Annotated in this window: 17 protein-coding genes, 1 pseudogene and 1 riboswitch; of the genes and pseudogenes, 14 read left to right on the top strand and 4 right to left on the bottom strand. The window is 61.1% G+C overall.

Annotated features, from left to right (window positions below; translation table 11 throughout):
• Together AO064_RS26565 and AO064_RS26560 are read right to left on the bottom strand one after the other, a co-directional pair.
• Positions 1 to 272: pseudogene (locus tag AO064_RS26565) on the bottom strand (ribonucleotide-diphosphate reductase subunit beta); the annotation flags it as partial.
• 572 nt (positions 273 to 844) lie between these two features.
• The gene (locus AO064_RS26560) at positions 845 to 1,114 is read right to left on the bottom strand and encodes a DUF2790 domain-containing protein (RefSeq protein ID WP_064055101.1); all 270 of its coding nucleotides are present in this window, start codon (positions 1,112 to 1,114) and stop codon (positions 845 to 847) included.
• A gap of 397 nt (positions 1,115 to 1,511) precedes the next feature.
• Here AO064_RS26560 and acs point away from each other — a divergent pair, with 397 nt between their 5' ends.
• The 7 genes from acs to AO064_RS26525 all read left to right on the top strand — a co-directional run bounded on the left by acs (position 1,512) and on the right by AO064_RS26525 (position 9,409).
• A complete protein-coding gene (gene acs / locus AO064_RS26555; protein ID WP_015885483.1) occupies positions 1,512 to 3,467 on the top strand; it encodes an acetate--CoA ligase in 1,956 nt (651 codons plus the stop codon).
• A 650-nt stretch (positions 3,468 to 4,117) separates the two neighbouring features.
• Positions 4,118 to 4,903, top strand: a complete 786-nt coding sequence (locus AO064_RS26550; RefSeq protein WP_015885482.1) for an ABC transporter substrate-binding protein — start codon at positions 4,118 to 4,120, stop codon at positions 4,901 to 4,903.
• 91 nt (positions 4,904 to 4,994) lie between these two features.
• Complete coding sequence (locus AO064_RS26545; RefSeq protein WP_015885481.1) at positions 4,995 to 5,684, top strand: ABC transporter permease; 690 nt, start codon at positions 4,995 to 4,997, stop codon at positions 5,682 to 5,684.
• Complete coding sequence (locus tag AO064_RS26540; RefSeq protein WP_015885480.1) at positions 5,681 to 6,379, top strand: ABC transporter permease; 699 nt, start codon at positions 5,681 to 5,683, stop codon at positions 6,377 to 6,379. The genes AO064_RS26545 and AO064_RS26540 overlap by 4 nt, the downstream gene beginning before the upstream one ends.
• Before the next feature lies 1 nt (position 6,380).
• The gene (locus AO064_RS26535) at positions 6,381 to 7,493 is read left to right on the top strand and encodes a succinylglutamate desuccinylase/aspartoacylase family protein (RefSeq protein ID WP_064055100.1); all 1,113 of its coding nucleotides are present in this window, start codon (positions 6,381 to 6,383) and stop codon (positions 7,491 to 7,493) included.
• Positions 7,494 to 7,520: 27 nt separating this feature from the next.
• Entirely contained in the window at positions 7,521 to 8,285 is a 765-nt protein-coding gene (locus AO064_RS26530) for an ABC transporter ATP-binding protein (protein WP_003214336.1), read from the top strand.
• A gap of 143 nt (positions 8,286 to 8,428) precedes the next feature.
• On the top strand, positions 8,429 to 9,409 hold the full coding sequence (locus tag AO064_RS26525; RefSeq protein ID WP_015885478.1) for a GlxA family transcriptional regulator: 981 nt from the start codon (positions 8,429 to 8,431) through the stop codon (positions 9,407 to 9,409).
• On the opposite strand, the gene AO064_RS26520 is transcribed toward AO064_RS26525, so the two are convergent.
• Positions 9,410 to 15,340: a dermonecrotic toxin domain-containing protein gene (locus tag AO064_RS26520; protein WP_064055099.1), complete on the bottom strand. Its 5,931-nt coding sequence runs from the start codon at positions 15,338 to 15,340 to the stop codon at positions 9,410 to 9,412.
• Between the two features lie 286 nt (positions 15,341 to 15,626).
• Here AO064_RS26520 and AO064_RS26515 point away from each other — a divergent pair, with 286 nt between their 5' ends.
• The 7 genes from AO064_RS26515 to astE all read left to right on the top strand — a co-directional run bounded on the left by AO064_RS26515 (position 15,627) and on the right by astE (position 23,463).
• On the top strand, positions 15,627 to 16,847 hold the full coding sequence (locus tag AO064_RS26515; protein ID WP_015885476.1) for an aspartate aminotransferase family protein: 1,221 nt from the start codon (positions 15,627 to 15,629) through the stop codon (positions 16,845 to 16,847).
• A gap of 262 nt (positions 16,848 to 17,109) precedes the next feature.
• Positions 17,110 to 18,129, top strand: a complete 1,020-nt coding sequence (gene aruF / locus AO064_RS26510) for an arginine/ornithine succinyltransferase subunit alpha (RefSeq protein ID WP_015885475.1) — start codon at positions 17,110 to 17,112, stop codon at positions 18,127 to 18,129.
• Between the two features lie 51 nt (positions 18,130 to 18,180).
• On the top strand, positions 18,181 to 19,209 hold the full coding sequence (astA, locus tag AO064_RS26505; RefSeq protein ID WP_064055098.1) for an arginine N-succinyltransferase: 1,029 nt from the start codon (positions 18,181 to 18,183) through the stop codon (positions 19,207 to 19,209).
• Positions 19,206 to 20,672, top strand: coding sequence for a succinylglutamate-semialdehyde dehydrogenase (astD, locus tag AO064_RS26500; protein WP_064055097.1), 1,467 nt, complete (start codon positions 19,206 to 19,208; stop codon positions 20,670 to 20,672). Before astA ends, astD begins: the two co-directional genes overlap by 4 nt.
• A gap of 99 nt (positions 20,673 to 20,771) precedes the next feature.
• On the top strand, positions 20,772 to 22,118 hold the full coding sequence (astB, locus tag AO064_RS26495) for an N-succinylarginine dihydrolase (protein WP_046035640.1): 1,347 nt from the start codon (positions 20,772 to 20,774) through the stop codon (positions 22,116 to 22,118).
• Positions 22,119 to 22,156: 38 nt separating this feature from the next.
• Positions 22,157 to 22,447 (top strand): hypothetical protein, encoded by a 291-nt coding sequence (locus tag AO064_RS26490; protein WP_003214319.1) that lies wholly within the window; start codon positions 22,157 to 22,159, stop codon positions 22,445 to 22,447.
• A gap of 11 nt (positions 22,448 to 22,458) precedes the next feature.
• Positions 22,459 to 23,463, top strand: a complete 1,005-nt coding sequence (astE, locus tag AO064_RS26485) for a succinylglutamate desuccinylase (RefSeq protein ID WP_064055096.1) — start codon at positions 22,459 to 22,461, stop codon at positions 23,461 to 23,463.
• A gap of 133 nt (positions 23,464 to 23,596) precedes the next feature.
• Here the strand turns inward: astE and AO064_RS26480 are convergent, their stop codons facing one another.
• A complete protein-coding gene (locus AO064_RS26480) occupies positions 23,597 to 24,106 on the bottom strand; it encodes a 6,7-dimethyl-8-ribityllumazine synthase (RefSeq protein WP_003193604.1) in 510 nt (169 codons plus the stop codon).
• A gap of 96 nt (positions 24,107 to 24,202) precedes the next feature.
• A riboswitch (FMN riboswitch) is annotated at positions 24,203 to 24,372 on the bottom strand.
• Between the last annotated feature and the right edge of the window lie 186 nt (positions 24,373 to 24,558).

Here is a 24,558-nt window from a genome sequence, read left to right as displayed (position 1 = left end):
CAGTTGATCATGCGCTTTTCGTCGACGGCGACGCGGGCGGCGGAGCCTTCGAGTTCGGCGAGGCCTTCGGCGACGTCGAGTTTGTCGAGGGCGGCCTTGGCGCGCACGATGGCGGCGGAGTCACTGGCGGTGACGGCGCGGGCTTCGATGGCGGCGGCGGCGCCGGCACCGTCGAGGCGGTCCATGTTGGCTTCGGTGGCGTGGCCGGCGTTGGCGCCTTTGGTGGCTACTTCGCCGTCTTCTTCTTTGTCGAATTCGTCCCAGCTCAGCATGACGTGTCGTCTCCTGCGTGAGGGCTCAAGGTGCCCGTGTGAAACCGGATGGTTGGGTGTTCACACGGCCCCAAGGCCGCGGTGGATCTTAAGGAATCGTTTGTTGCAGCAGCTAGCGCAGGCATTAAACGCAATAGGGTAACGGGTGCTCTGCGTGAGGCTTGAGGGGCGGAGCGGTAGGTGCTTGCTCCAGCGGAGGCCTCAGGTCTGGCTCTTCATCCCTGTGTAAAGGGATATTGCAGGCCCGATTTACCCGCGCATTGTAGGGGAAAAAAACCGGTTTGTGTTGAGGCGGATAGTCACGGAGGCGGGCCCGAATGGCGTGTTTTTCGGCCAGAGTGCGGGTTTATAAGGCTTTGCTGCGGTTGGATTTTTTTGACGGGCGGCGGGATGTTTTTTGTAGGGCGGGGAGAGGAGTGGTGAGTCAGGCTTTATAGGGGGGGTGTGGCGGCTATTGCTATCGGGGGCCCGCTCCCACATTTGGGCGGTGTCGTGCTTCGGGTCGGTTCTTGGCCGCAAGATCGATTTCTTGCGGCGACCAAGATCCGAGTTGAATCTAAATAACCAAGTTATTACCCGTTAGAGCAACCATTGCCCATCACATGGTAATTAAGAATATGACGCTGACCTTGTGAGTCTTCGTATTCCATCTTTACCGGTACAACTTCGCACACTTCCGGAATGTTGCTCATGGACAGTACTTTTGCTACGTCCAGATGGGTGCTGTAAGTGTAGTCCTCAACGACCGGGGTGTTGCGGCCAGTTACGTCAGTCGGGGCTTCGTCGGCCAGGGCGGCGGTGGCGCACAGGCTGCTGAGGGCCATAACTACTAAAGCTTTCATTTCTCTATTTACCTTCTTCAGGGCGAAAGGGGTCACGGGGCCCTTGTGAGGCCACGTGTGTAACTTAAGAGTTGGGAAGTTCGGATTAACGTTGCCTTCGTGGGGGCTGTTGCGTTGTTAATCACAGTGTCGTGTTGACGGAAGTGATTTTAGGCCCCCGGGTTATATTCATATACCCGTGCTTTTGATAAACACTATTGGCGGTTTTTGTAACAATCCTGTGGTAAAGCTTTTTTCACAAAACCGCAAAGCGCCACGGCCCGCGGGCTAGAGGTGCAGGAGGGGATATCAGGGCAATTTGTAGGGGCTTGTTACTACCATCGTCGAATGGTTCTATAGGCCAGCCCCGGCTACAACAGGGCCATACAACAACAACTATGTCACCGAGGTAAGAAAGATGAGTGCGGCTTCCCTGTACCCCGTTCGCCCCGAAGTAGCAGCCAACACGCTGACCGACGAGGCAACCTACAAGGCCATGTACCAGCAGTCGGTGGTCAACCCCGATGGCTTCTGGCGCGAGCAAGCCAAGCGCCTCGACTGGATCAAGCCTTTCACCACGGTGAAGCAGACTTCTTTCGACGATCACCATGTCGACATCAAGTGGTTTGCCGATGGCACCTTGAACGTTTCCTACAACTGCCTGGACCGTCACCTCGCCGAGCGTGGCGATCAGGCGGCGATCATCTGGGAGGGCGATGACCCTGCCGAGAGCCGCACCATCACCTACCGCGAGCTGCATGAAGAAGTCTGCAAGTTCGCCAACGCCTTGCGTGGCCAGGATGTGCACCGCGGCGATGTGGTGACTATCTATATGCCGATGATCCCCGAAGCCGTGGTCGCCATGCTGGCCTGTACCCGCATCGGTGCGATTCACTCGGTGGTGTTTGGCGGTTTCTCGCCGGAGGCCTTGGCCGGTCGCATCATCGACTGTAAGTCGAAGGTGGTGATCACTGCAGACGAAGGCATCCGTGCCGGTAAGAAAATCCCACTGAAGGCCAACGTCGACGACGCCCTGACCAACCCGGAAACCAGCAGCATCCAGAAGGTCATCGTGTGCAAGCGCACCAATGGCCAGATCAAGTGGAACCAGCATCGCGACATCTGGTACGAAGACCTGATGAAAGTGGCGGGCACCGTGTGTGCGCCCAAAGAGATGGGCGCCGAAGAAGCGCTGTTCATCCTCTACACCTCTGGCTCCACCGGCAAGCCCAAGGGCGTGCAGCACACCACCGGCGGCTACCTGTTGTATGCGGCCCTGACCCATGAACGTGTGTTCGACTACCGCCCAGGCGAAATCTACTGGTGCACCGCCGACGTCGGCTGGGTCACTGGCCACACTTATATTGTCTACGGCCCGCTGGCCAATGGCGCGACCACCTTGCTGTTCGAAGGCGTGCCGAACTACCCGGATATCACGCGGGTGGCGAAGATCGTCGACAAGCACAAGGTCAATATCCTCTACACCGCCCCGACCGCGATCCGCGCGATGATGGCTTCCGGCACCGCCGCTGTTGAAGGCGCCGATGGCAGCAGCCTGCGTTTGCTCGGTTCGGTGGGTGAGCCGATTAACCCAGAGGCGTGGGACTGGTACTACAAGAACGTCGGCCAATCCCGTTGCCCGATCGTCGACACCTGGTGGCAGACCGAAACCGGCGGCAACATGATGAGCCCATTGCCGGGCGCGCATGCGCTCAAACCGGGTTCGGCGGCACGCCCGTTCTTCGGCGTGGTGCCGGCGCTGGTGGACAACCTCGGCAACCTGATCGAAGGCGCCGCTGAAGGTAACCTGGTGATCCTCGATTCGTGGCCAGGCCAGGCGCGTACGCTGTTTGGCGACCATGACCGCTTCGTCGACACCTACTTCAAGACGTTCCGTGGCATGTACTTCACCGGTGACGGTGCGCGGCGTGACGAGGACGGTTACTACTGGATCACCGGGCGTGTGGACGACGTGTTGAACGTGTCCGGCCACCGCATGGGCACCGCCGAGATTGAAAGCGCGATGGTTGCGCACCCGAAAGTTGCCGAAGCGGCCGTCGTCGGTGTGCCGCACGACATCAAAGGGCAGGGCATCTATGTGTATGTCACGCTCAAAAATGGCGAAGAGCCGAACGAAGCGCTGCGCCTGGAGTTGAAAAACTGGGTGCGCAAAGAGATCGGGCCGATTGCTTCGCCGGACGTGATCCAGTGGGCGCCGGGCTTGCCGAAGACGCGCTCGGGGAAAATCATGCGGCGGATTCTGCGCAAGATTGCCACGGCCGAGTATGACGGGTTGGGGGATATCTCCACCCTGGCGGATCCGGGCGTGGTGGCGCATTTGATTGAGACGCACAAGACCATGAACGTCGCGTAACGCGGGTTAGTGGGACGAAGCCCCATCCGGCGTGAGTCGGGTGGGGCTTTTTTGTGGGATCTTGAAACCAATGGAGATCAAATGTGGGAGGGGGCTTGCCCCCGATGGCAGTGTGTCAGTGGCCATATTTGGCGCTGGTCCACCGCTATCGGGGGCAAGCCCCTCCCACATGGGATCTGCGCCAGTCAAATAAATATCGGTTTTTCTCGTAGGAGGTTTCTGAATGTTACCGTCGAACGCAAATGTGTAACCTGCCGCCCGAACATGAGGCAATGCGCTACGCCCATGCCCCAAAAAACCGCGTTCCAGACACCCCCACAAATAAGATTAAACGCCACACTTGCCGTGCTAGAAGGGTTTGCGAATAATAGGCCCGCAATTTGCAGCGTCTACAGGTTTAATGTCTTTTGTCTCTGCATAAAATCCAGAGGCTGTCAATGAGTTGGAGCCGCTTTCTCGGTGCTTCTGTAAATTGTTGTCGCATTGAGGAAATATCGGCTTCCGGCCTGTCGTTAGAATGCCGATCACTCGCTCGTCGTCTCCGGTGTGTAACTGGTGTAGGACGCAGCAGCGCAATTCGGTTTCCCTTACGTCGCATCGTGGGCCATGGCTCATACTGCTGTTTTGCCCTATACCGATGGAGTCCCAAGATGAAGAAACTCGTGCTGTTGGGCGCCCTGGCGCTGTCCGTGCTGTCCATGCAGGCTTTCGCTGAAGGTAAGCCTCTGAAAATAGGTATCGAAGCGGCTTACCCTCCGTTTGCTTCCAAAGCGCCCGATGGCAGCATCGTCGGTTTTGACTACGACATCGGCAACGCCCTGTGCAAGCAGATGGACGTGAAGTGCACGTGGGTCGAACAAGAGTTCGACGGCCTGATCCCGGCGCTCAAAGTGCGCAAGATCGACGCGATCCTGTCGTCCATGTCCATCACCGAAGACCGTAAGAAGTCCGTGGACTTCACCAACCGCTATTACCTGAGCCCGGCGCAACTGGTGATGAAGGAAGGCACCACCGTCAGCGACAGCCTGGATGAATTGAAAGGTAAGAAAATCGGCGTGCAACGCGGTTCGATCCACGATCGTTTCGCCAAGGAAGTCCTGGCCCCTAAAGGCGCCACGGTTGTGCCTTACAGCTCGCAGAACGAAATCTACCTGGACGTGGAAGCCGGTCGCCTCGACGGCACCGTGGCTGACGCTACCCTGCTGCAAGACGGCTTCCTGAAAACCCCAGCCGGTAAAGGTTACGCGTTCGTGGGCCCACAGTTCACCGACCCCAAGTACTTCGGCGACGGCATCGGCATCGCTGTACGCAAAGGCGACAAGGAAAACCTGGACCGCATCAACGCAGCCATTGCCGCGATCCGTGCCAATGGTGAGTACAAGAAAATCCAGGACAAGTACTTCGACTTCGATATTTACGGCGCTGACCCTAAGTAAATCGTCGCAACGGTCTGTCCAAAATGGCGCAAGCAACAGAATTCCTGCGGTTTGCGCCATTTTTTCATCCCCCTTTTCGAGGACCTGAATCATGTTGAAAGGCTACGGGGCCGTCATCCTCGATGGCGCATGGTTGACGCTTCAGCTCGCCTTGTCGTCCATGGCCTTGGCCATTGTTCTGGGTCTGATCGGGGTCGCGTTACGCCTGTCGCCGGTGCGCTGGTTGGCCTGGCTGGGTGACTTGTACTCCACGGTGATCCGCGGGATTCCGGACCTGGTGCTGATCCTGCTGATTTTCTACGGCGGTCAGGACCTGCTCAACCGCGTCGCGCCGATGCTCGGCTACGACGACTATATCGACTTGAACCCCTTGGCCGCCGGTATCGGCACCCTGGGTTTCATCTTCGGCGCCTACCTGTCGGAAACCTTCCGCGGCGCCTTCATGGCCATTCCCAAGGGCCAGGCCGAAGCCGGCCTTGCGTATGGCATGAGCAGTTTCCAGGTGTTTTTCCGGGTGATGGTGCCGCAGATGATCCGGCTGGCGATCCCTGGGTTTACCAACAACTGGCTGGTCCTCACCAAGGCTACTGCGCTGATTTCGGTGGTGGGCCTGCAAGACATGATGTTCAAGGCCAAGCAGGCGGCAGATGCCACCCGCGAGCCTTTTACCTTCTTCCTCGCAGTGGCGGCGATGTACCTGGTGATCACCAGCGTGTCGTTGTTGGCCCTGCGTTCTCTTGAGAAGCGCTACTCGGTAGGCGTAAGGGCGGCTGATCTATGATCTTCGACTACAACGTCATCTGGGAGGCCATGCCGCTGTACCTTGGCGGCCTGCTGACCACCCTGAAACTGCTCGCCATCTCGCTGTTCTTCGGCCTGCTCGCCGCCTTGCCCCTGGGTTTGATGCGCGTGTCCAAGCAGCCGATCGTCAACGGTGCGGCCTGGCTCTACACCTATGTGATTCGCGGCACGCCGATGCTGGTACAGCTGTTTTTGATCTACTACGGCCTGGCCCAATTCGAAGCGGTGCGCGAAAGCGTCCTGTGGCCGCTGCTGTCCAGCGCGACCTTCTGCGCGTGCCTGGCCTTTGCGATCAACACCAGCGCCTACACTGCCGAGATCATCGCCGGCAGCCTCAAGGCCACGCCGAACGGCGAGATTGAAGCGGCCAAGGCCATGGGCATGTCGCGCTACAAGCTGTACCGCCGCATCCTGCTGCCGTCGGCCCTGCGCCGTGCGCTGCCGCAGTACAGCAACGAAGTGATCATGATGCTGCAGACCACCAGCCTGGCGTCCATCGTCACCCTGATCGACATCACCGGTGCCGCACGCACGGTGAACGCGCAGTTTTACCTGCCGTTCGAAGCCTATATCACCGCCGGTGTGTTCTACCTGTGCCTGACCTTCATCCTGGTGCGCCTGTTCAAGTTGGCCGAGCGCCGCTGGCTGAGCTACCTGGCTCCACGGAAGCACTGATATGGAACGTATCGATCACCTGTTGCCCTGGGGCCACCTGGGCTGCGAGCGCCAGCTGAGCGTGTTCCGTTTCGGCAAGGGCGAGCGCAAGGCTTATATCCAGGCCAGCTTGCACGCCGATGAATTGCCCGGCATGCGCGCCGCCTGGGAGCTGAAAAAGCGCCTCACCGAACTGGAACAGCGAGGCGCCCTCAACGGCGTGATCGAGCTGGTGCCGGTGGCCAATCCGATGGGCCTGGGCCAGTTGCTGCAAGGCAGCCACCAGGGCCGTTTCGAAGTGGGCAGCGGCAAGAACTTCAACCGCGATTTTGTTGAGTTGAGCGAGCCGGTCACTGAGCTGCTCAAGGGCAAGTTGGGCGATGATCCCCACGCCAATGTGCGCATGATCCGCCAAGCCATGAACGATGTGCTCAGCGCATTGCCAGAGCCGAGCAGCCAGTTGCAGGGCATGCAGCGCATCCTCCTCCGCCACGCTTGCACCGCCGATGTGGTGCTCGACCTGCATTGCGACGCCGAAGCCGCGCTGCACATGTATGCGCTGCCGCAGCACTGGCCGCAGTGGCGCTCGCTGTCGGCGCACTTGAATGTGAGAGTCGGCCTGTTGGCGGAAGACTCCGGCGGCAGTTCGTTCGATGAGGCCTGTTCGCTGCCATGGCTGCGTTTATCCCAGGCGTTCCCTGAGGCGCAGATCCCGCTGGCCTGTCTGGCGACGACGCTGGAACTGGGCGGCCAAGCCGACACCGGACGCGATGAAGCGATATTCCACGCCGAAGGCATTCTCGCGTTCCTCGCCGAGCAGGGCTTGATCAAGGGGGAGTGGCCCGCGCCGCAGTTCGAGCCCTGTGAAGGCCTGCCGTTTGAAGGCACCGAACTGCTGTTCGCGCCCCACGCCGGGGTGATCAGTTACCTGCGTAAAGCCGGTGATGTGGTCGAAAAAGGCGAGCCGATTTTTGAAGTGATTGACCCCCTGGAAGACCGCGTCAGCACGATTTGCGCGGGCACCTCGGGGGTGTTGTTTGCCGTTGAACGGCTACGTTATGCCCAAGCGGGTTTCTGGCTGGCCAAGGTGGCGGGGCGCGAAGCGCTGCGTCACGGGCGCTTGCTCAACGACTGACCACCTGTTTTTGTGAGAACCGACCGCATGTACAAACTTGAAGTCCAAGACCTGCATAAACGCTATGGCAGTCATGAAGTGCTCAAAGGTGTGTCCCTGGCCGCCGCAGCCGGTGATGTGATCAGCATCATCGGTTCCAGTGGTTCGGGCAAAAGTACCTTTTTGCGCTGCATCAACCTGCTGGAGCAACCCCACGCCGGCAAGATCCTGCTCAACAATGAAGAGCTGAAACTGGTGGCCAACAAGGACGGCGCCATGAAGGCCGCCGACCCCAAGCAACTGCAGCGCATGCGTTCGCGCCTGTCCATGGTGTTCCAGCATTTCAACCTGTGGTCGCACATGACCGCGCTTGAAAACGTGATGGAAGCACCGGTGCACGTGCTGGGCATGTCGAAGAAAGACGCCCGTGAAAAGGCCGAGCACTACCTGGCCAAAGTCGGCGTGGGCCATCGTAAGGATGCGTTCCCCGGCCACATGTCCGGCGGCGAGCAGCAGCGCGTGGCGATCGCCCGTGCCCTGGCAATGGAACCGGAGGTGATGCTGTTCGACGAACCCACCTCGGCCCTCGACCCGGAGCTGGTCGGCGAAGTGCTCAAGGTGATGCAGGACCTGGCCCAGGAAGGCCGCACCATGGTGGTGGTGACCCACGAAATGGGCTTTGCCCGTGAAGTGTCGAACCAGTTGGTGTTTTTGCACAAAGGCATCGTCGAAGAGCGTGGCAACCCGCGTGAAGTACTGGTGAACCCGCAGTCCGAGCGGTTGCAGCAGTTCCTGTCCGGCAGCTTGAAATAATTCCTGCTTGTGGGGTTGGCTCTGTGTGGGAGGGGGCAAGCCCCCTCCCACATTGATCTTCATTGTTTTTGAGATTTGTGTTGGTTTACGGGCTAGCATTGGCCCTTGTCTTCATTACTGTTACAGGCTTCGGATAGCACTCCATGACCGCCCACAAAATTGGTTTCCTGATTTGGCCCAGCACAAAAGCACTGACGCTTGCGCTGGCTGAGGAGGCCTTGCGCGTTGCTCAGCGGGTGCATCCGGATGTGGTGTATGAACTCTCGTTCCTGCAGGCCGAACCGCCCGCCGAAGGCGACTGGCAACTGCCGGGCGTGCCGTGGGCCGGCAAGCTTGAGGGCTTCCAGAAACTGTTCCTGCTGGCGGACGAACCGCCGACCGTGATCGCGTCACAACTGAGCACTGCGCTCAAGCAACTGGTGCGCGCCGGGTGCGTGATCGGCGGCCTGTCAGCCGGTGTCTACCCGCTGGCCCAGCTCGGTTTGCTCGATGGCTACCGCGCCGCCGTGCACTGGCGCTGGCAGGACGATTTCGCCGAACGCTTCCCCAAGGTCATCGCCACCAGCCATCTGTTCGACTGGGACCGCGACCGCCTGACCGCCTGCGGTGGCATGTCGGTACTCGACCTGCTGTTGGCGGTACTCGCCCGTGACCACGGCGCCGAATTGGCCGGTGCGGTGTCCGAAGAGTTGGTGGTGGAGCGCATCCGCGAAGGCGGCGAGCGCCAGCGTATCCCTCTGCAAAACCGCTTGGGCTCCAGCCATCCGAAGCTGACCCAGGCGGTGTTGCTGATGGAAGCGAATATCGAGGAGCCGCTGACCACCGACGAAATCGCCCAGCACGTGTGCGTGTCGCGACGACAACTCGAGCGCATCTTCAAGCAGTACCTCAACCGTGTCCCCAGCCAGTACTACCTAGAATTGCGCCTGAACAAAGCGCGCCAGATGCTCATGCAAACCAGCAAGTCGATCATCCAGATCGGCCTGTCGTGCGGTTTCTCTTCGGGCCCGCACTTCTCCAGCGCCTACCGCAACTTCTTCGGCGCCACCCCTCGCGAAGACCGCAACCAGCGACGCAGCAGCAGCCCATTCGAGTTGTCGTCGGTACCCTCCGAGCGCGGCTGATTATTCCTCCATCGGTTCAGTGGCGTCCGGTCGCACCAACGGGTTGCCGGCGGCATCCTGGGTGGCCTCTCTGATGCCGAAGTCGTTACCGGTGAGTAAATAGCACTGGCGCAGATGCTCCAGGCTTTGCACCGACAGCGGGTTACCGCTCAGGTCGGACGCGCCGTTGAGCCGTGGCGCCAGGTCGATGATGTCTGCCGGTATCTCGGTGATCAGGTTGTCGCTCAAGTCCAGTACGCCCAGTTCGCGCAATTCAAATAGACCGCGGGGGATTTCGCTGATCTGGGTGTCCTGCAGGTACAGCGACTCCAGTTGGTTGAGCTGACTGACGTCCGGCGTGGTACCCAGCGGGTTTTCGCTCAAATCAAGGTACGTGAGGGTGCTCATGCCTGACAGTGCATCGACGCTGGCAGCCGTCAGTCGAATGTTGGACTCCGACAGGGTCAGGCTGGTCAGCCTGTGCATATCGAACACCCGCTGGGGAACAGCGCCCAAGCGGAGTTTGGACAGGATCAGGGTGTCGAGTTGCAGGAAGCGCTGTAGGAGCCCGTCGACGTTTGTGGTGCCGCCTTCGCCTCCCAGTTCCAGCAGCGAAACATGGTCAAAGCGTGCGGACAGTTCCGGCAACGCCCCCAGCAAGGGACTCTCGAACACTATTCTGTGGGTGATGGCGCCGTTGGTTTCGTCCAGTTCGGTCTCCCTGCGCCACGCCTCTTCCAGCAGTGCCTTGAAGGCCAGGCGGTTGAATTGCTCCTGAGCCCGCATCCCAGCGTCCAGCGGAACGTCCAGGATGGGGTGTCGTGTGGGGATATCCAGGGCCCATTGCTGCAGGTCGGTCATCAGTTGGTGGAATTCGCGTTCAAGGCCTTCAATCGCCGGCGCCGCTGCTTCCAGGTCGCCGGGTAATTCAAAGAAAAAGCGATTGGCTTCGTTGTCGGTAAACGTGGGGTACAGGGCCTTGATCCGCTCGCTTAGTGCGGTAGGAGGGTCGGCTTTCAGGTGTTCGCCGGTTCGTTGGCAATAGCGTTTGATCTGCGCCAGTGTCTGGTTTGTCAGGGGGTTACGGGACAGGTCGAAGGCGGCGGTCACCTCGGCGCTCAGCTCGAATACCGCGTCGGGAATCTGGGTGATACGGTTGCCGCTCAAGTTGATCTGCGTGCGCGCTACCGGTGTCAGCAAGCTGTCGGGAATTTGAGTGAGCCCGGTATGTTCAAGGTTGAGGCGGGACAGCCGTGGTAAGCGGCCGAATTCCGGCACCCATTCCAGCGCATTGTGGCTGAGGTCGAGTAAATCCAGGGCATCCAGGGTGACGAGGGAGGCCGCGCTGTCGGCAGACAAGGTGAGTGCGCAGTAGCGCAGGCTTAAAGACGTGAGCTGCGGCAGTTCGAGCAGCGGGCCAGGAATATCGCCCATTGTGTAATGCCCAATCGACAAGTGATTGAGTGTCGGGAACCCCCTTAAAAACGGGGCTGAGTGCAAAGGGAACGGACCGCCTTCGCCTTGCAGCCGCAGCGCGGATACGTGGCTGAACACACTGTCCAGCGGCGGGAACTCACCTTCAATCGGCTGTAGATGCTCAAGCGTGTAGGTAGGAATGGCTTGAGGGCTGTTGTTGTCCAGCGGGGTTTCCCGTCGCCAGCACGCCTGGAGCGAGTGCTGGAAGGCCAGGCGCCGGGCTTGTTCCTCGGGGGATGCGGCACTGCTGACCCAGCGGTTCAGGTCGCTATTCAAGCCTTGATATTGCTGATGCAGGCGGGCCAGTTCGACTCGGCCGGTTTCCAGGCTTCCGGGTAAGCCGAAAATCAGGCGGTTGACCTCGTCTGTGCTGAAGCTCGGGAACAGCGTATTGACCTGCTCGACCTCCTCGCTGGGCGCATCGATGTCCCAGTGGCGGCCGGTCCTCAGGAAGTAGGCTTTGACGTGCTCCAGGGTCTGCAGGGAAAGTGGATTGTTGGAGAGGTCGAACTCCTTGCGGGTATCGCCGGGCAGCTCGAAAAAAGCCGCCGGCAGTTCACTGATCTGGTTGTCGGATAGCACGGCCAGTTCCAGTTGAGGGCGGTTCAGAAGGCCAGGGGGTAGCGCCGTGATGCCTGTGGAGGACAGGTCCAGGTCGCGTAGCTCAGGCAGGTTTTCGATGTTGGGAATAAGGCCCAAGGGGTTGTTGTACAGGTCCAGGGCGCGGAGCCGGCGGAGGGTGGCCAAGGTGATGTGGCTGAGGGGCGTCAGGGTGATGTTGCATTCGCTGAGGATCAGCGCATTTAGATGGCCCAATGTACCGATTGTCCCGGGGAGGTTGTGGAGTCGGATCTTCCTCAGGCTCAGATGACGAAGCCTGGGGAACAGCTGCAGAAACGTATCGACATCCAATGCCTCGCCACGGCCGGTGATCTCCAGTTTGGAAACGTGATCGAAGCGCACCCGTAGCGACGGTAGTTCGCCGGAGACGGGGTGGAGCAGCGTCAGTACCTGGCCGTTTCGCTCGGGCACGTCGAAATACGGGTCGACTTCGGTTTCCTGGCGCCAGCAGCGTCTGAGCTCTTGCGCCCAAAGGTGTCGATTTTGTTTGTTGTTCCCGTACTCCGAACGGCTGATGCGCACCTGTGTGCCTGGGTATAGCCGGGGGGTGTTGACCACCCAGGTGTCCAGGTCTCGGCCCAGCTGTTGATATTCCTGCTTCAATGCAGTGAGTCGCGGTTGAGCCCCGCCGGGGTGGGTTTGCAAGTTGTGAATCAGTTGGCTGATTTGTTCGGCGGTGCGCGCGGGGAAGAGCTGTTGTGCCTGTTCTTCCAGGGAAAGCCGGTGGCTCGGGCCGGCACTTGGCTCCCTGGGCGCCGCACGATAGCCGTCCATGCCCAGCAGGCGCAGATGCGTGCGGGTGTCGCGGGGTGGTGGCTCGGGGTGGGCGATGATCAGTTTTTTTAGCGGTGCACGCTCCAGTGCGTGGGCCGCCAGTGCCTGCTTCAGTTGGGGGGCTTGACCGATTCGCAGGCTCAGGGCATCGCGTTCACTGTCGGGAAGGGCCTGGAGCATGGCGGTGTACAGATCCGTCTGCCCAAACAGCGGGCCTTCGCTGTCGTGTGGGGTGTAACGCCCATCAGGTTCGCGAATCAGGGTTCTAAGGGTGGGCGCTGCCGGCGTGCCAATCGCGTCGATGAGCGTAGAGGCCGGTGCCGGTCGGCGGATCTCCATGCGCACGGTGCCTGTCCACCCTGGCAGTCTTTCGAGGGAATGCAGGGCCAGCCGGTGGGTGTCGAGGTCGTCGACGGCGTCGAGGAACAGGCCTTCGTAGGTGTGATTGAGATGGGCTTGTTCCTGCAGCGTTTTGGCCAGTTCCGCCAGGCGTGGCGCCAGCGTGCCTTGGTCGAGTTGTTGCAGCTCCTCGCTGTTTGCGCTGTGCAGTATGGCCTCGGCGGCGCTGGCAGGCAGTCCGGGGGTGGCGTCGACCAGCACTTTTTGTCGCGCGTCCGCAGGGCGGTCAAGGAGCAGATAGCGTGACTCGAAGAGTTCCGTGCGGTGCGATCGGGCCAGGCCGGCCAGCTTTTTACGCAGGTTGGCGGCGCGCGCTCGCGTGGACAGGGTCGGGTCACCGAAGTATTCGCCCAGCAGTGCCTTTTGCTGCGGCTCATCAAGGGCGTCGAGCAGGGTGTGCAACAGGTCCCCGTTTTGCAGTTGGGCTTCTTGGATCAGGATGACGCGGGCCTGTTTATCCCCGGCAAACTCCCACAGGCGTTGACCTTGGGCGTCGACAAAACGCAGGGTCGCGGTCTTGGGCCACGGGTCCAGGTTAGTGAGCAGTTGCAGTTGTGTCTGGATGTCGGCCTGCCCATAGACCTGCGGGTCATCGCTGCTCATTTGCCGTATGAAGTCCTGCAAGCCCTGGTCGATCTTGAAACGTTCCAGGGTGTCGAGCAGTAGCGCGGGCGGGGGATGGCCGGTGGCGTACATCTTGCGTAACGCGCCTTCTTCGGTGGCGCTGATGCGGCGTACATTGGCCAATTGTTCGTGGGTCAAACCCTGGGTGTGCGGGCCCAGGCGTTGCATAAGGGTCTGGCTGTCCCAACTCAGGGGGCGGTCCAACTCGGTCAGCCAGGCACCCTTGCCGTTGGTGGTCAAGGGCGGGCGGTACGCGTTGGGCCGGGACGGATGTTGCAGGTAAGGCTGCTCGGTGATCGGGTCGCTTTGTACCACCAGCATGCCCTTGGCATGGGGCAGTACCTTTATGCCGTTATAGGGGTGCAGGCCCTGCACGTTGGGGTAGGAGTGCTTGGCCAGCGTGAGGTCGTGGGCATAGGGTGAGAGGTCGGGTTTCCACAGGCGCGCCTGGCCATCTGGCAATATCACGGGCTTGAGACGCTCAAAAAACGCCCAGGCCTCGGGCGGTAGCAGCTTGCGCAAGGCGCCAGTGGCCAAAGGCGCACCCGCAATGAACAGCCCCAGTTGTATGCCTTGTTCGACGAACGACAGCAAATGCCTGAAGGCATCGCTGACCTCGCCTTCGGCCCAGTCGATAATCCACTCGAAGGCTTCATCGAGCATCTGGTAGGCGGTATAGCCGAGCATCACCAGGCCAATCGGCGGAATAAAGGGCGCAGCAATAAAGGCGGCGATTTGCAGCAGCGTCGAAGCAATTTTCTGAAAGACGCTCCAGCGCTCCCAGCGCACCTTCTGATCGACGCTGGCGGTGGACACGGCCAGGGCTTTCGCGTCCCGGTACACCTTGTTGAGCTTTTGCAGGTACAGGTGTTGGAATAGGTCGCCTTGGATGACATGGCCACCGAATGTCAGATGAGGATTGTCGATGGGCGTGTCGCGCCACGTCGGCAGCGGGTCGCCCCGTGTGTGTGGGTGCCAGGTGACGCGGGACAGTCGGTGATTGAGGTCGGCGAAAAACTCCCCGCGCTCGTCGTGGTGGATGAAACGGCTGAAAAACTGTTGATACTCGACGGTGCGCAAGTTGTTTCCCAAGGCCTTCATGAAGGCGGCGGGGGAGGGGTATTGTTTGAGCGGCGCGTAGGGGTCGTCCGGGATGTAGGCGATCATCGGAACGTCGTGACGGCTGCCCAGGCTCTGCGAAAACAGCACGATGCCGGTCAGTGTGCTCGACATGATGCTCAGGTCGTAACACTGCAGGGGCGCGCCGGGTTTACCGCCACTTTGTGGGCTGAGCAGGCGTTGCAACAGCACAAAGGACTGGTCGTCGAGCAGGTCTTTTTTCATCCAGGCTATTTGCAGGGCAACGGCCAGGTCCGCTTTGTGGGTGGTGTCGAGCTTGAGTCGCAGTCGGGTCACGGCCACCGCGTTCCGGGCATCGAAGAATTGATCCAGGTAGTGCGGGTACCGACCGCCTATATCGAGTTCGCGGCACAGGGCGGTGAACTGGGCCACGCTGATGCGCGCGTCAAGCGTGGGCAAAGGCTCGAACTGGCCATCGTGGCGCGGCTGCGTGATGAAGCCCGACTGGGCTTCAAAGGCTTCACCCGCTTCGAAGTTATGCAAGGCGGCGTCCAGCAGGGAGACGGTCCAGGTCCGGGCTGCGCCGGTGCGGATAGGAAACCACGGGACAGTCTGGGGCACGTAAAACCGCAGGTAGGTAGCCCGTACATCGAGGTCCATGCCGAAGCGTTGCTTGAGTAACTGTTGCAGCAGTGGGGCGCCGAAGTCGGCGGGTGACAGCAGGTTGTTCATCGCCTGGTCCACCTGGTTTTGCGCGACCCAGGCCGCGCCGACGAGGGCTTTGAGGGTTTCATGTTCCCTGGGGGGTGCGGTTTTGTACCAGTCGGCAATGGCGGCTTGCCCACGGCTGAGGGCCGCACGCTTGGCCGGCGAGGCGTTGATTATCCAGGCGGGAATCGATTGTTTGAGGGTTTCCTCATGCACGTCGGCGTAGGCGTTCAAGGGCGGGGTGTGGAGGGCGATGGAGGATGGGGTCACGAGCGCGGTCCTTTGCATGATCAAGAAGGCTGTCAGCAAAGCAATCCGGAGCCTGCACTCGGCGGTAGATAAATAACCTGCCGGCATTCCCGCTGCCTAAGACGGCGTGGAACGTTTAAACTGCGCCATTGCGACGCTATTTGTCGCATTGGCGTAAACCCGCGTAAAACGGGGGTTGGCGCTATAAGAAGTTGTCGCTTGGCGGCAAGGCCGCTCTGAAAACTGTCCTTACAATCCCTGCATCGCCCGCCAGTTCCAGGCAGGCGTTCCTCTTCAGGAGACTCCGATGTCCGTTGAGCAAGCCCCGGTGCAACGTGCCGATTTCGACCAGGTGATGGTTCCCAACTACGCACCTGCCGCCTTCATCCCCGTGCGTGGCGCAGGTTCGCGCGTATGGGACCAGGCGGGTCGAGAGCTGATCGACTTTGCCGGCGGCATCGCGGTCAACGTATTGGGTCACGCCCACCCGGCGCTGGTCGGTGCGCTGACCGAACAGGCCAACAAGCTGTGGCACGTGTCGAACGTGTTCACCAATGAGCCGGCCCTGCGCCTGGCGCATAAGCTGATCGACGCCACCTTTGCCGAGCGCGTGTTCTTCTGCAACTCCGGCGCCGAAGCCAACGAGGCCGCCTTCAAGCTGGCCCGTCGCGTGGCGTTCGACCGTTTCGGCACTGAGAAGTACGAGATCATTGCCGCGCTGAACAGCTTCCACGGCCGTACCCTGTTCACCGTCAACGTCGGTGGCCAGTCGAAGTACTCCGACGGTTTCGGGCCTAAAATCACGGGCATCACCCACGTCCCTTATAACGACCTCGACGCGCTGAAAGCCGCCGTGTCGGACAAGACCTGCGCCGTGGTGCTGGAGCCGATCCAGGGCGAAGGCGGCGTACTGCCGGCCGAATTGGCCTACCTGCAAGGCGCGCGTGAGCTGTGCGACGCGAATAACGCGCTGCTGGTGTTCGACGAAGTGCAAACGGGCATGGGCCGCAGCGGCCACCTGTTCGCCTACCAGCATTACGGCGTGGTGCCGGACATCCTAACCAGCGCCAAGAGCCTGGGCGGCGGTTTCCCGATTGCGGCGATGCTCACCACTGAGGCGCTGGCCAAGCACCTGGTGGTTGGCACCCACGGCACCACCTACGGCGGCAACCCGCTGGCGTGCGCGGTCGCCGAGGCGGTGATCGACGTGATCAACACCCCCGAGGTGCTGGCCGGCGTCAACGCCAAGCACGACCTGTTCAAGGCGCGCCTGGAGCAGATCGGCAAGCAATACGGCATCTTCACCGAAGTCCGTGGCATGGGCCTGCTGATCGGTTGCGTGCTGAGCGATGCCTTCAAAGGCAAGGCCAAGGACGTGTTCAACGCGGCCGAGAAAGAAAACCTGATGATCCTGCAAGCCGGCCCGGACGTGGTGCGTTTTGCCCCAAGCCTGGTGGTGGAAGAGGCGGACATCAACGAAGGCCTGGACCGTTTTGAGCGTGCCGTGAAGTCGTTGACACACGCCTGATGGACCGTTCGGCGCCTGGCGATCAGGCGTCGAGCAAAATTCTGTAGGCCGGACCGAGTCAAATGTGGGAGCTGCTTTTTGTGGCGAGGGAGCTTGCTCCCGCTGGAGTGCGAAGCGCTCCCAATATCTTTGGGGCCGCTACGCAGCCCAGCGGGAGCAAGCTCCCTCGCCACAAAAGCCGGCTCCCACATTTGGACCTGTGTTGAATCAGGACCTGTCCGGTATTTTTTCCTGTGAGTTTTTCGAGTTAAGGAGTGACACCATGCTGGTGATGCGCCCCGCGCAAATGGCTGATCTGGGCGAGGTACAGCGTCTGGCTGCGGACAGCCCGATTGGTGTCACCTCCTTGCCGGACGATGTGGAGCGCCTGAGCGATAAAATCGCCGCCAGCGAAGCCTCCTTCGCGGCCGAGGTGAGTTTCAACGGTGAAGAGAGCTACTTCTTTGTGCTCGAAGACACCGAGACCGGCAAGCTCGCCGGCTGCTCGGCCATCGTCGCCTCGGCCGGTTACTCGGAGCCGTTCTACAGCTTCCGTAACGAAACCTTCGTGCACGCCTCCCGCGAGCTGAAGATCCACAACAAGATCCACGTGCTTTCCCAGTGCCACGACCTGACCGGCAACAGCCTGCTCACCAGCTTCTACGTGAAGCCTGCGCTGGTCGGTTCGCCGTGGTCGGAACTCAACTCCCGTGGCCGCCTGCTGTTCGTCGCCAGCCACCCCGAGCGCTTTGCCGACTCGGTGGTGACCGAGATCGTCGGCTACAGCGACGAGAACGGTGATTCGCCGTTCTGGGACGCCATCGGTCGCAACTTCTTCGACCTCAACTACGCCGCCGCCGAGCGCCTGTGCGGACTGAAAAGCCGTACGTTTCTCGCCGAGCTGATGCCGCACTACCCGATCTACGTGCCGCTGCTGCCGGACGAAGCCCAAGAGGCGATGGGCCAGGTGCACCCGCGTGCGCAGATCACCTTCGACATCCTGATGCGCGAAGGCTTCGAGACCGACCATTACATCGACATCTTCGACGGTGGCCCAACGCTGCATGCGCGGGTGTCGGGCATTCGCTCCATCGCCCAGAGCCGCGTGGTGCCGGTGAAGATCGGTGAGATGGTCAAGGGTGTCGGCCGCCAGTACCTGGTGAGCAACGCGCAGTTGCAGGATTACCGCGCGGTGATGCTGGAGCTGGATTACGCGCCGGGTAAACCGGTGACGTTGGACCTCGCAGCGGCCGAAGCCCTGGGTGTTGGCGAAGGCGCGAGCGTGCGCCTGGTAGCGGTTTAAAAAGAGAGTTTCGCGGGTGGCTGACAACAGCGGCCCGTTCGAGGAGATAGCATGATCGTTCGTCCCGTACGCAGCAGCGATTTACCGGCCCTGATTGATCTGGCGCGCAGCACCGGCACCGGCCTCACCACCTTGCCGGCCAACGAAGAGCGCCTGACCCATCGCGTGGGCTGGGCCGAGAAAACCTTTCGCGGCGACGCCGGGCGCGGCGATGCCGACTACCTGTTCGTGCTGGAAAATGACGAAGGCCGCGTGGTGGGCATTTCTGCCATCGCCGGCGCCGTTGGCTTGCGTGAGCCCTGGTACAACTTCCGGGTCGGCCTGACCGTCAGCGCCTCCCAGGAGCTGAACATCTATCGCGAGATTCCGACGCTGTTCCTGGCCAACGACCTCACCGGCAATTCCGAGCTGTGCTCGTTGTTCCTGCACGCCGATTACCGCAGCGGCCTCAACGGCCGCATGCTGGCCAAGGCGCGCCTGCTATTTATCGCTGAGTTCCCGCAGTTGTTCGGCAGCAAGATCATTGCCGAGATGCGTGGCGTGTCCAACGACGCGGGGCGCTCGCCGTTCTGGGAAAGCCTGGGTCGGCACTTTTTCAAGATGGAATTCAGCCAGGCCGACTACCTCACCGGCGTGGGCAACAAAGCGTTTATCGCCGAGCTGATGCCGAAGTTTCCGTTGTACAGCTGCTTCCTGTCCGAGGATGCGCGCAACGTGATCGGCAAGGTCCACCCGGACACCGAACCGGCGCTGAGCATGCTCAAGAGCGAAGGGTTCAGCTACCAGGGCTACGTCGACATCTTCGACGCCGGCCCGGCGGTGGAGTGTGAAACCACCAAGATCCGCGCCGTGCGCGACAGCCAGTCGCTGGTACTGGCCATCGGCACGCCGGGGGACGACGCCACGCCGTTCCTGATCCATAACCGCAAGCGCGAGGATTGCCGCATTACCGCCGCACCGGCCCGCCTGGCGGCAGGCACGCTGGTGGTCGATCCGCTGACCGCCAAGCGCCTGCAACTGGTGGTGGGTGATCAAGTGCGTGCCGTACCGTTGTCCGCTGCTCGGGAGTCGAAACAATGAATTCGCTGTATATCGCAGGTAGCTGGCTGGCTGGCCAGGGTGAACTGTTTGAGTCGCGCAACCCGGTGACCCAGCACGTGTTGTGGTCCGGCAACGGTGCGACTGCCGAGCAGGTTGAATCCGCCGTGCAGGCCGCGCGCCAAGCATTCCCGGCCTGGGCCCGGCGCCCGCTGGAAGAGCGTATCAGTGTGCTCGAGACCTTCGCGGCCACGCTGAAAAACCGCGCCGATGAGATCGCCCGTTGCATCGGCGAGGAAACCGGCAAGCCGCTCTGGGAGTCGGCCACCGAAGTCACCAGCATGGCCAACAAGATCGCGATCTCGGTGCAGAGCTACCGCGAGCGTACCGGCGAGAAGAGCGGTCCCCTGGGCGACGCCACCGCTGTACTGCGCCACAAGCCACACGGTGTGGTGGCGGTGTTCGGGCCTTACAACTTCCCGGGGCACTTGCCGAACGGGCATATCGTCCCGGCCTTGCTGGCGGGTAATACCGTGCTGTTCAAGCCGAGCGAGCTGACCCCTAAAGTCGCCGAGCTGACCGTGCAATGCTGGATCGAAGCCGGCCTGCCGGCGGGTGTGCTGAACCTGCTGCAAGGCGCGCGGGAAACCGGCATCGCCCTGGCGGCCAACCCCGGCATCGACGGGCTGTTCTTTACCGGTTCGAGCCGTACCGGTAACCACCTGCACCAGCAATTCTCAGGGCGCCCGGACAAGATCCTGGCCCTGGAAATGGGCGGCAACAACCCGCTGGTGGTCGACGAAGTGGCCGACGTGGATGCGGCGGTCTACACCATTATTCAGTCGGCGTTTATCTCCGCAGGCCAACGTTGCACCTGTGCCCGTCGCCTGCTGGTGCCGGAAGGCGCCTGGGGCGATGCGTTGCTGGCGCGCCTGGTGGCAGTCAGCGCGACGATTGCAGTCGGTGCGTTCGACCAGCAACCGGCGCCGTTCATGGGGTCGGTGATTTCCCTGGCGGCTGCCAAGGCGTTGATGGATGCCCAGGAACTGATGTTGGCCAACGGCGCCGTGGCGCTGCTGGAAATGACCCAGCCACAGGATCAGGCTGCGCTGCTGACGCCAGGTATCATCGACGTGACCGGCGTGACCGCGCGCGAAGACGAAGAATTGTTCGGCCCGCTGTTGCAGGTGATCCGCTACGCGGATTTTGCAGCGGCGATTGCCGAGGCCAACAACACCCAGTACGGCCTGGCTGCGGGCTTGTTGTCGGATTCCGAAGCGCGCTACCAGCAGTTCTGGCTGGAAAGCCGCGCCGGTATCGTCAACTGGAACAAACAACTGACCGGCGCCGCCAGTACCGCGCCGTTCGGTGGGGTAGGGGCGTCGGGCAACCATCGCGCCAGTGCGTATTACGCGGCGGACTATTGCGCATACCCGGTGGCCTCGTTGGAGACCCCGAGCCTGGTGGTCCCGGCAACGCTGACCCCCGGCGTGCGCTTGTCTTAAGGGTGCAATGAAACCCTGTGGCGAGGGAGCAAGCTCCCTCGCCACAGAAGCTTTGTTATTGATGCCTATAAAAATACAGATGTTCGTGGAGCCTCGCCGATGAAATCCTATGAAGTCAATTTTGACGGTCTAGTGGGGCCGACCCATAACTACGGCGGTTTGTCCTACGGCAACGTCGCGTCCCAGAGCAACAGCCAGCAGTCTTCCAATCCGAAGGAAGCGGCGTTGCAGGGCCTGCAGAAAATGAAAGCCCTGATGGACATGGGCTTTGTGCAAGGTGTGTTGGCCCCCCAGGAGCGTCCGGATGTGGCCGCCTTGCGCAACCTCGGTTTCAGCGGCACCGACGCCCAAGTCATCCAGCAGGCGGCCAAGCACGCCATGCCGCTGCTGGTCGCGAGCTGTTCGGCGTCGAGCATGTGGGTGGCCAATGCCGCCACCGTCAGCCCGAGTGCCGACACTGCTGACGGCCGCGTGCATTTCACCGCCGCCAACCTCAACTGCAAGTACCACCGCAGCATCGAACATCCGACCACCAGCCGCGTGCTGGGGGCGATGTTTGCCGACCAGAAGCACTTCGCCCACCACGCCGCGTTGCCGGCGGTGGCGCAGTTCGGTGACGAGGGTGCGGCCAACCACACACGCTTCTGCCGCGACTATGGCGAGGCGGGCGTGGAGTTTTTTGTGTACGGGCGCAGCGCCTTTGACACCCGTTACCCGGCACCCCAGAAGTACCCGGCGCGCCAGACGCTCGAAGCGTCCCAGGCGGTCGCGCGCTTGCACGGCTTGCAGGACGACGGCGTGGTCTACGCCCAGCAGAACCCGGCGGTGATCGATGCCGGCGTGTTCCACAATGATGTGATCGCGGTGGGCAACGGTGAAGTGCTGTTCTATCACGAGGATGCGTTCCTCAATACCGAGCAGATGCTCGGCGAACTGCACGGCAAGTTGGGCAAGCTGGGCGGCAACTTCCAGTCGGTGTGCGTGCCCCGCGCCCAGGTCAGTGTCGAGGACGCGGTGCGTTCCTACCTGTTCAATAGCCAACTGCTGAGCCGCGCCGATGGCTCGATGCTGCTGATCGTGCCGGAAGAGTGCCGCGCCAACGAACGCGTCTGGCAGTACCTGCAAGGCCTGACCGCGTCCGGTGGGTTGATCCGCGAAGTGAAGGTGTTCGACCTCAAGCAAAGCATGCAGAACGGCGGAGGCCCGGCCTGCCTGCGCTTGCGTGTCGCCTTGAACGAAACGGAACTGGCGGCGGTGAATCCAGGCGTTATCATGACGGCGCCGCTGTACGACACGCTGACCCAATGGGTCGACAAGCACTACCGCGACAGCCTGCGTGAAACCGACCTGGCTGACCCGCAATTGCTGCTTGAGTGCCGGACGGCACTGGATGAACTGACGCAAATCCTTAAACTGGGCTCGGTTTATCCGTTCCAGATCAATTAACGCCACCTTCTTTTACGCCCTATGCTGAGAGCTACTCTATGACCACCGACACCCTGAAACTGATCCTTGAAGACACCGACGGCACCCAGCTGGAAACCTCCTGCACCCGCGTCGCCGTGGTGTGGCAGGGCAAGGAGATCTGGATCCAGCACGACGGCCGTGGCCAACTGCTGATCGGTGTGGACGTGGAAGAGGGCGACGCCGAGTACGCCAACCTGTTGATGCGCCCGCTGGCCACCAACCTGATGAGCCTGCAACTGGAAATGGAACCGGCCGACGTTGAAGGCGATGACGACGATCACGTCCACGGTCCTGGCTGCAACCACTAAGGAAGCTGCTTATGCTCGCCCTCGGCAAACTGCTTGAACTGACCCTCGCCGGTCGCGAACCGGCGCAAAAAATTCAACTGACTGTCGACGGCGTGCAGATGCGCTGGCTCAGTGAGGGCGCGCTTGAAGTGCGCCCACCTGAGGCCCGCGACAACGGCAGCGACCTGCTGCTGTCGTCCGGCATCCATGGCAATGAGACAGCGCCGATCGAACTGCTCGACCGCCTGTTGCATGGCATCGCCCGTGGGGAGATCAAACCACGCTCCCGTGTGCTGTTCCTGTTCGGCAACACCGAGGCCATGCGCCGCGGCGAGCGCTACCTCGAGCTGGACGTCAACCGGCTGTTCAACGGTCGGCATGAAAAAAACATCGGCCCCGAAGCCATGCGCGCCGCCGAGCTGGAGCAACTGGCTCGCAGTTTCTTCAGCCTGCCGGGCCGTTCGCGCCTGCATTACGACCTGCACACGGCCATTCGTGGCTCGAAGATCGAGCAGTTCGCCTTGTACCCGTGGAAAGAAGGTCGCCAGCATTCACGTCACCAACTGGCGCGCCTGAACGCTGCTGGCATGCAAGCGGTGCTGCTGCAGAACAAGACCTCGATTACCTTCACCGCGTTTACCTATGAACAGTTGGAGGCCGAGGCTTTCACCCTGGAGTTGGGTAAGGCGCGGCCGTTTGGGCAGAACCAGGGCGTGAATGTTTCCCGCCTGGAGCTGCGCCTCAAGCAGATCATCGAAGGCACCGAACCTGAGACTGACAGCTTGGAAGGGTTGAAACTGTTCGCCGTGTCGCGCGAAGTCATCAAGCACAGTGATGCGTTCCTGCTGCATTTGCCGGCTGACGTGGAAAACTTTTCGGATTTGGAAAAGGGTTATCTGCTGGCCGAAGATGTGGCCAAGACGCGCTGGGTGATCGAGGAGGAGGGTGCACGCATCATCTTCCCTAACCCGAAGGTGAAGAATGGTTTGCGGGCAGGGATATTGATTGTGCCGACGACGGACGCTGTCCTGGGCTGAAGCTCAAGGCCTGGTCAGATCCAAATGTGGGAGGGGGCTTGCCCCCGATGAGGATGTGTCAGTCACCGTATGTGATTCTGACCCACCGCCATCGGGGGCAAGCCCCCTCCCACATTTTGCTTTGCAGTGCTGCTTAGACCGCTACCGCGCGTGGCTCGCTACGGCGAATCGCGCGGACCTTGTGCAGGGTGTCGGCGCAGGTACGCGCAGCTTCCTGGCCCTTGTGCACGAAGTGCTCGTAGAAGAACGTGGTGTGCTCGCTGCCGGCGTGGAAGTGGTGCGGGGTCAGCGACACCGAGAACACTGGCACTTCGGTTTCCAGCTGCACCTGCATCAGGCCGCTGACTACCGATTGGGCGACGAATTCGTGGCGGTAGATGCCACCGTCCACCACCAGCGCGGCGGCAACGATGCCGGCGTAACGGCCGGTCTTGGCCAGCAGCTTGGCGTGCAGGGGCATTTCAAAGGCGCCGCCGACTTCGAAGAAATCGATGTCCGATTCCTGGTAGCCCTGGGCGATCATTTCGGCGAGGAAGCCTTTACGCGATTGGTCGACAATATCCTTGTGCCAGCAGGCCTGGATAAACGCGACGCGCTCGCCGTGATGGTTTTTGCTTTTGCTGTCGATAGCGGTGGGTTGCATGTTCTGACTCCTGTTTAAGAAAAAAACAGGGCGTTATGAATCGAATGGGATTTAAGGGTACGCAAGCACACGGGGTGCGCGGCCCTTAGGTGCCAATCCCGTTCTCTCTTCATCCGGACTATGACCGTCGGCCCCGGGATCACACCGGGTCTGCTGACCTTGTCGCCGTACCGCGTGAGCAGTTCGAGGCGCCAAGCGCTCGCGGGCTATGCACATTGCGTGCAATTACCGCCGGTGGGGAATTGCACCCCGCCCTGAGAACGTTGCCGCCAGAACCCTGGCGGCGGAGAGTTTTTAACACGGTTTTTCGAAAACTGCACGACCGCCGTATCGATAAGCTATATCGGTTTGTTTGGTTGGTATTCGATTCAATGCAGCGGGGGCTTGATATTCCGAGGCTTTGCCCGCAGTAATCATGCTTATAAGGCACTTATTCAAATCGTCAGAGGCTT

Origin of the sequence: Pseudomonas marginalis (genome assembly GCF_001645105.1) — a bacterium.
In the GTDB taxonomy this organism is placed as follows: Bacteria; Pseudomonadota; Gammaproteobacteria; order Pseudomonadales; family Pseudomonadaceae; genus Aquipseudomonas; species Aquipseudomonas petroselini.
Note: the sequence above shows the minus strand (reverse complement) of the source record. Positions and strands in the feature narration are given on the sequence as shown.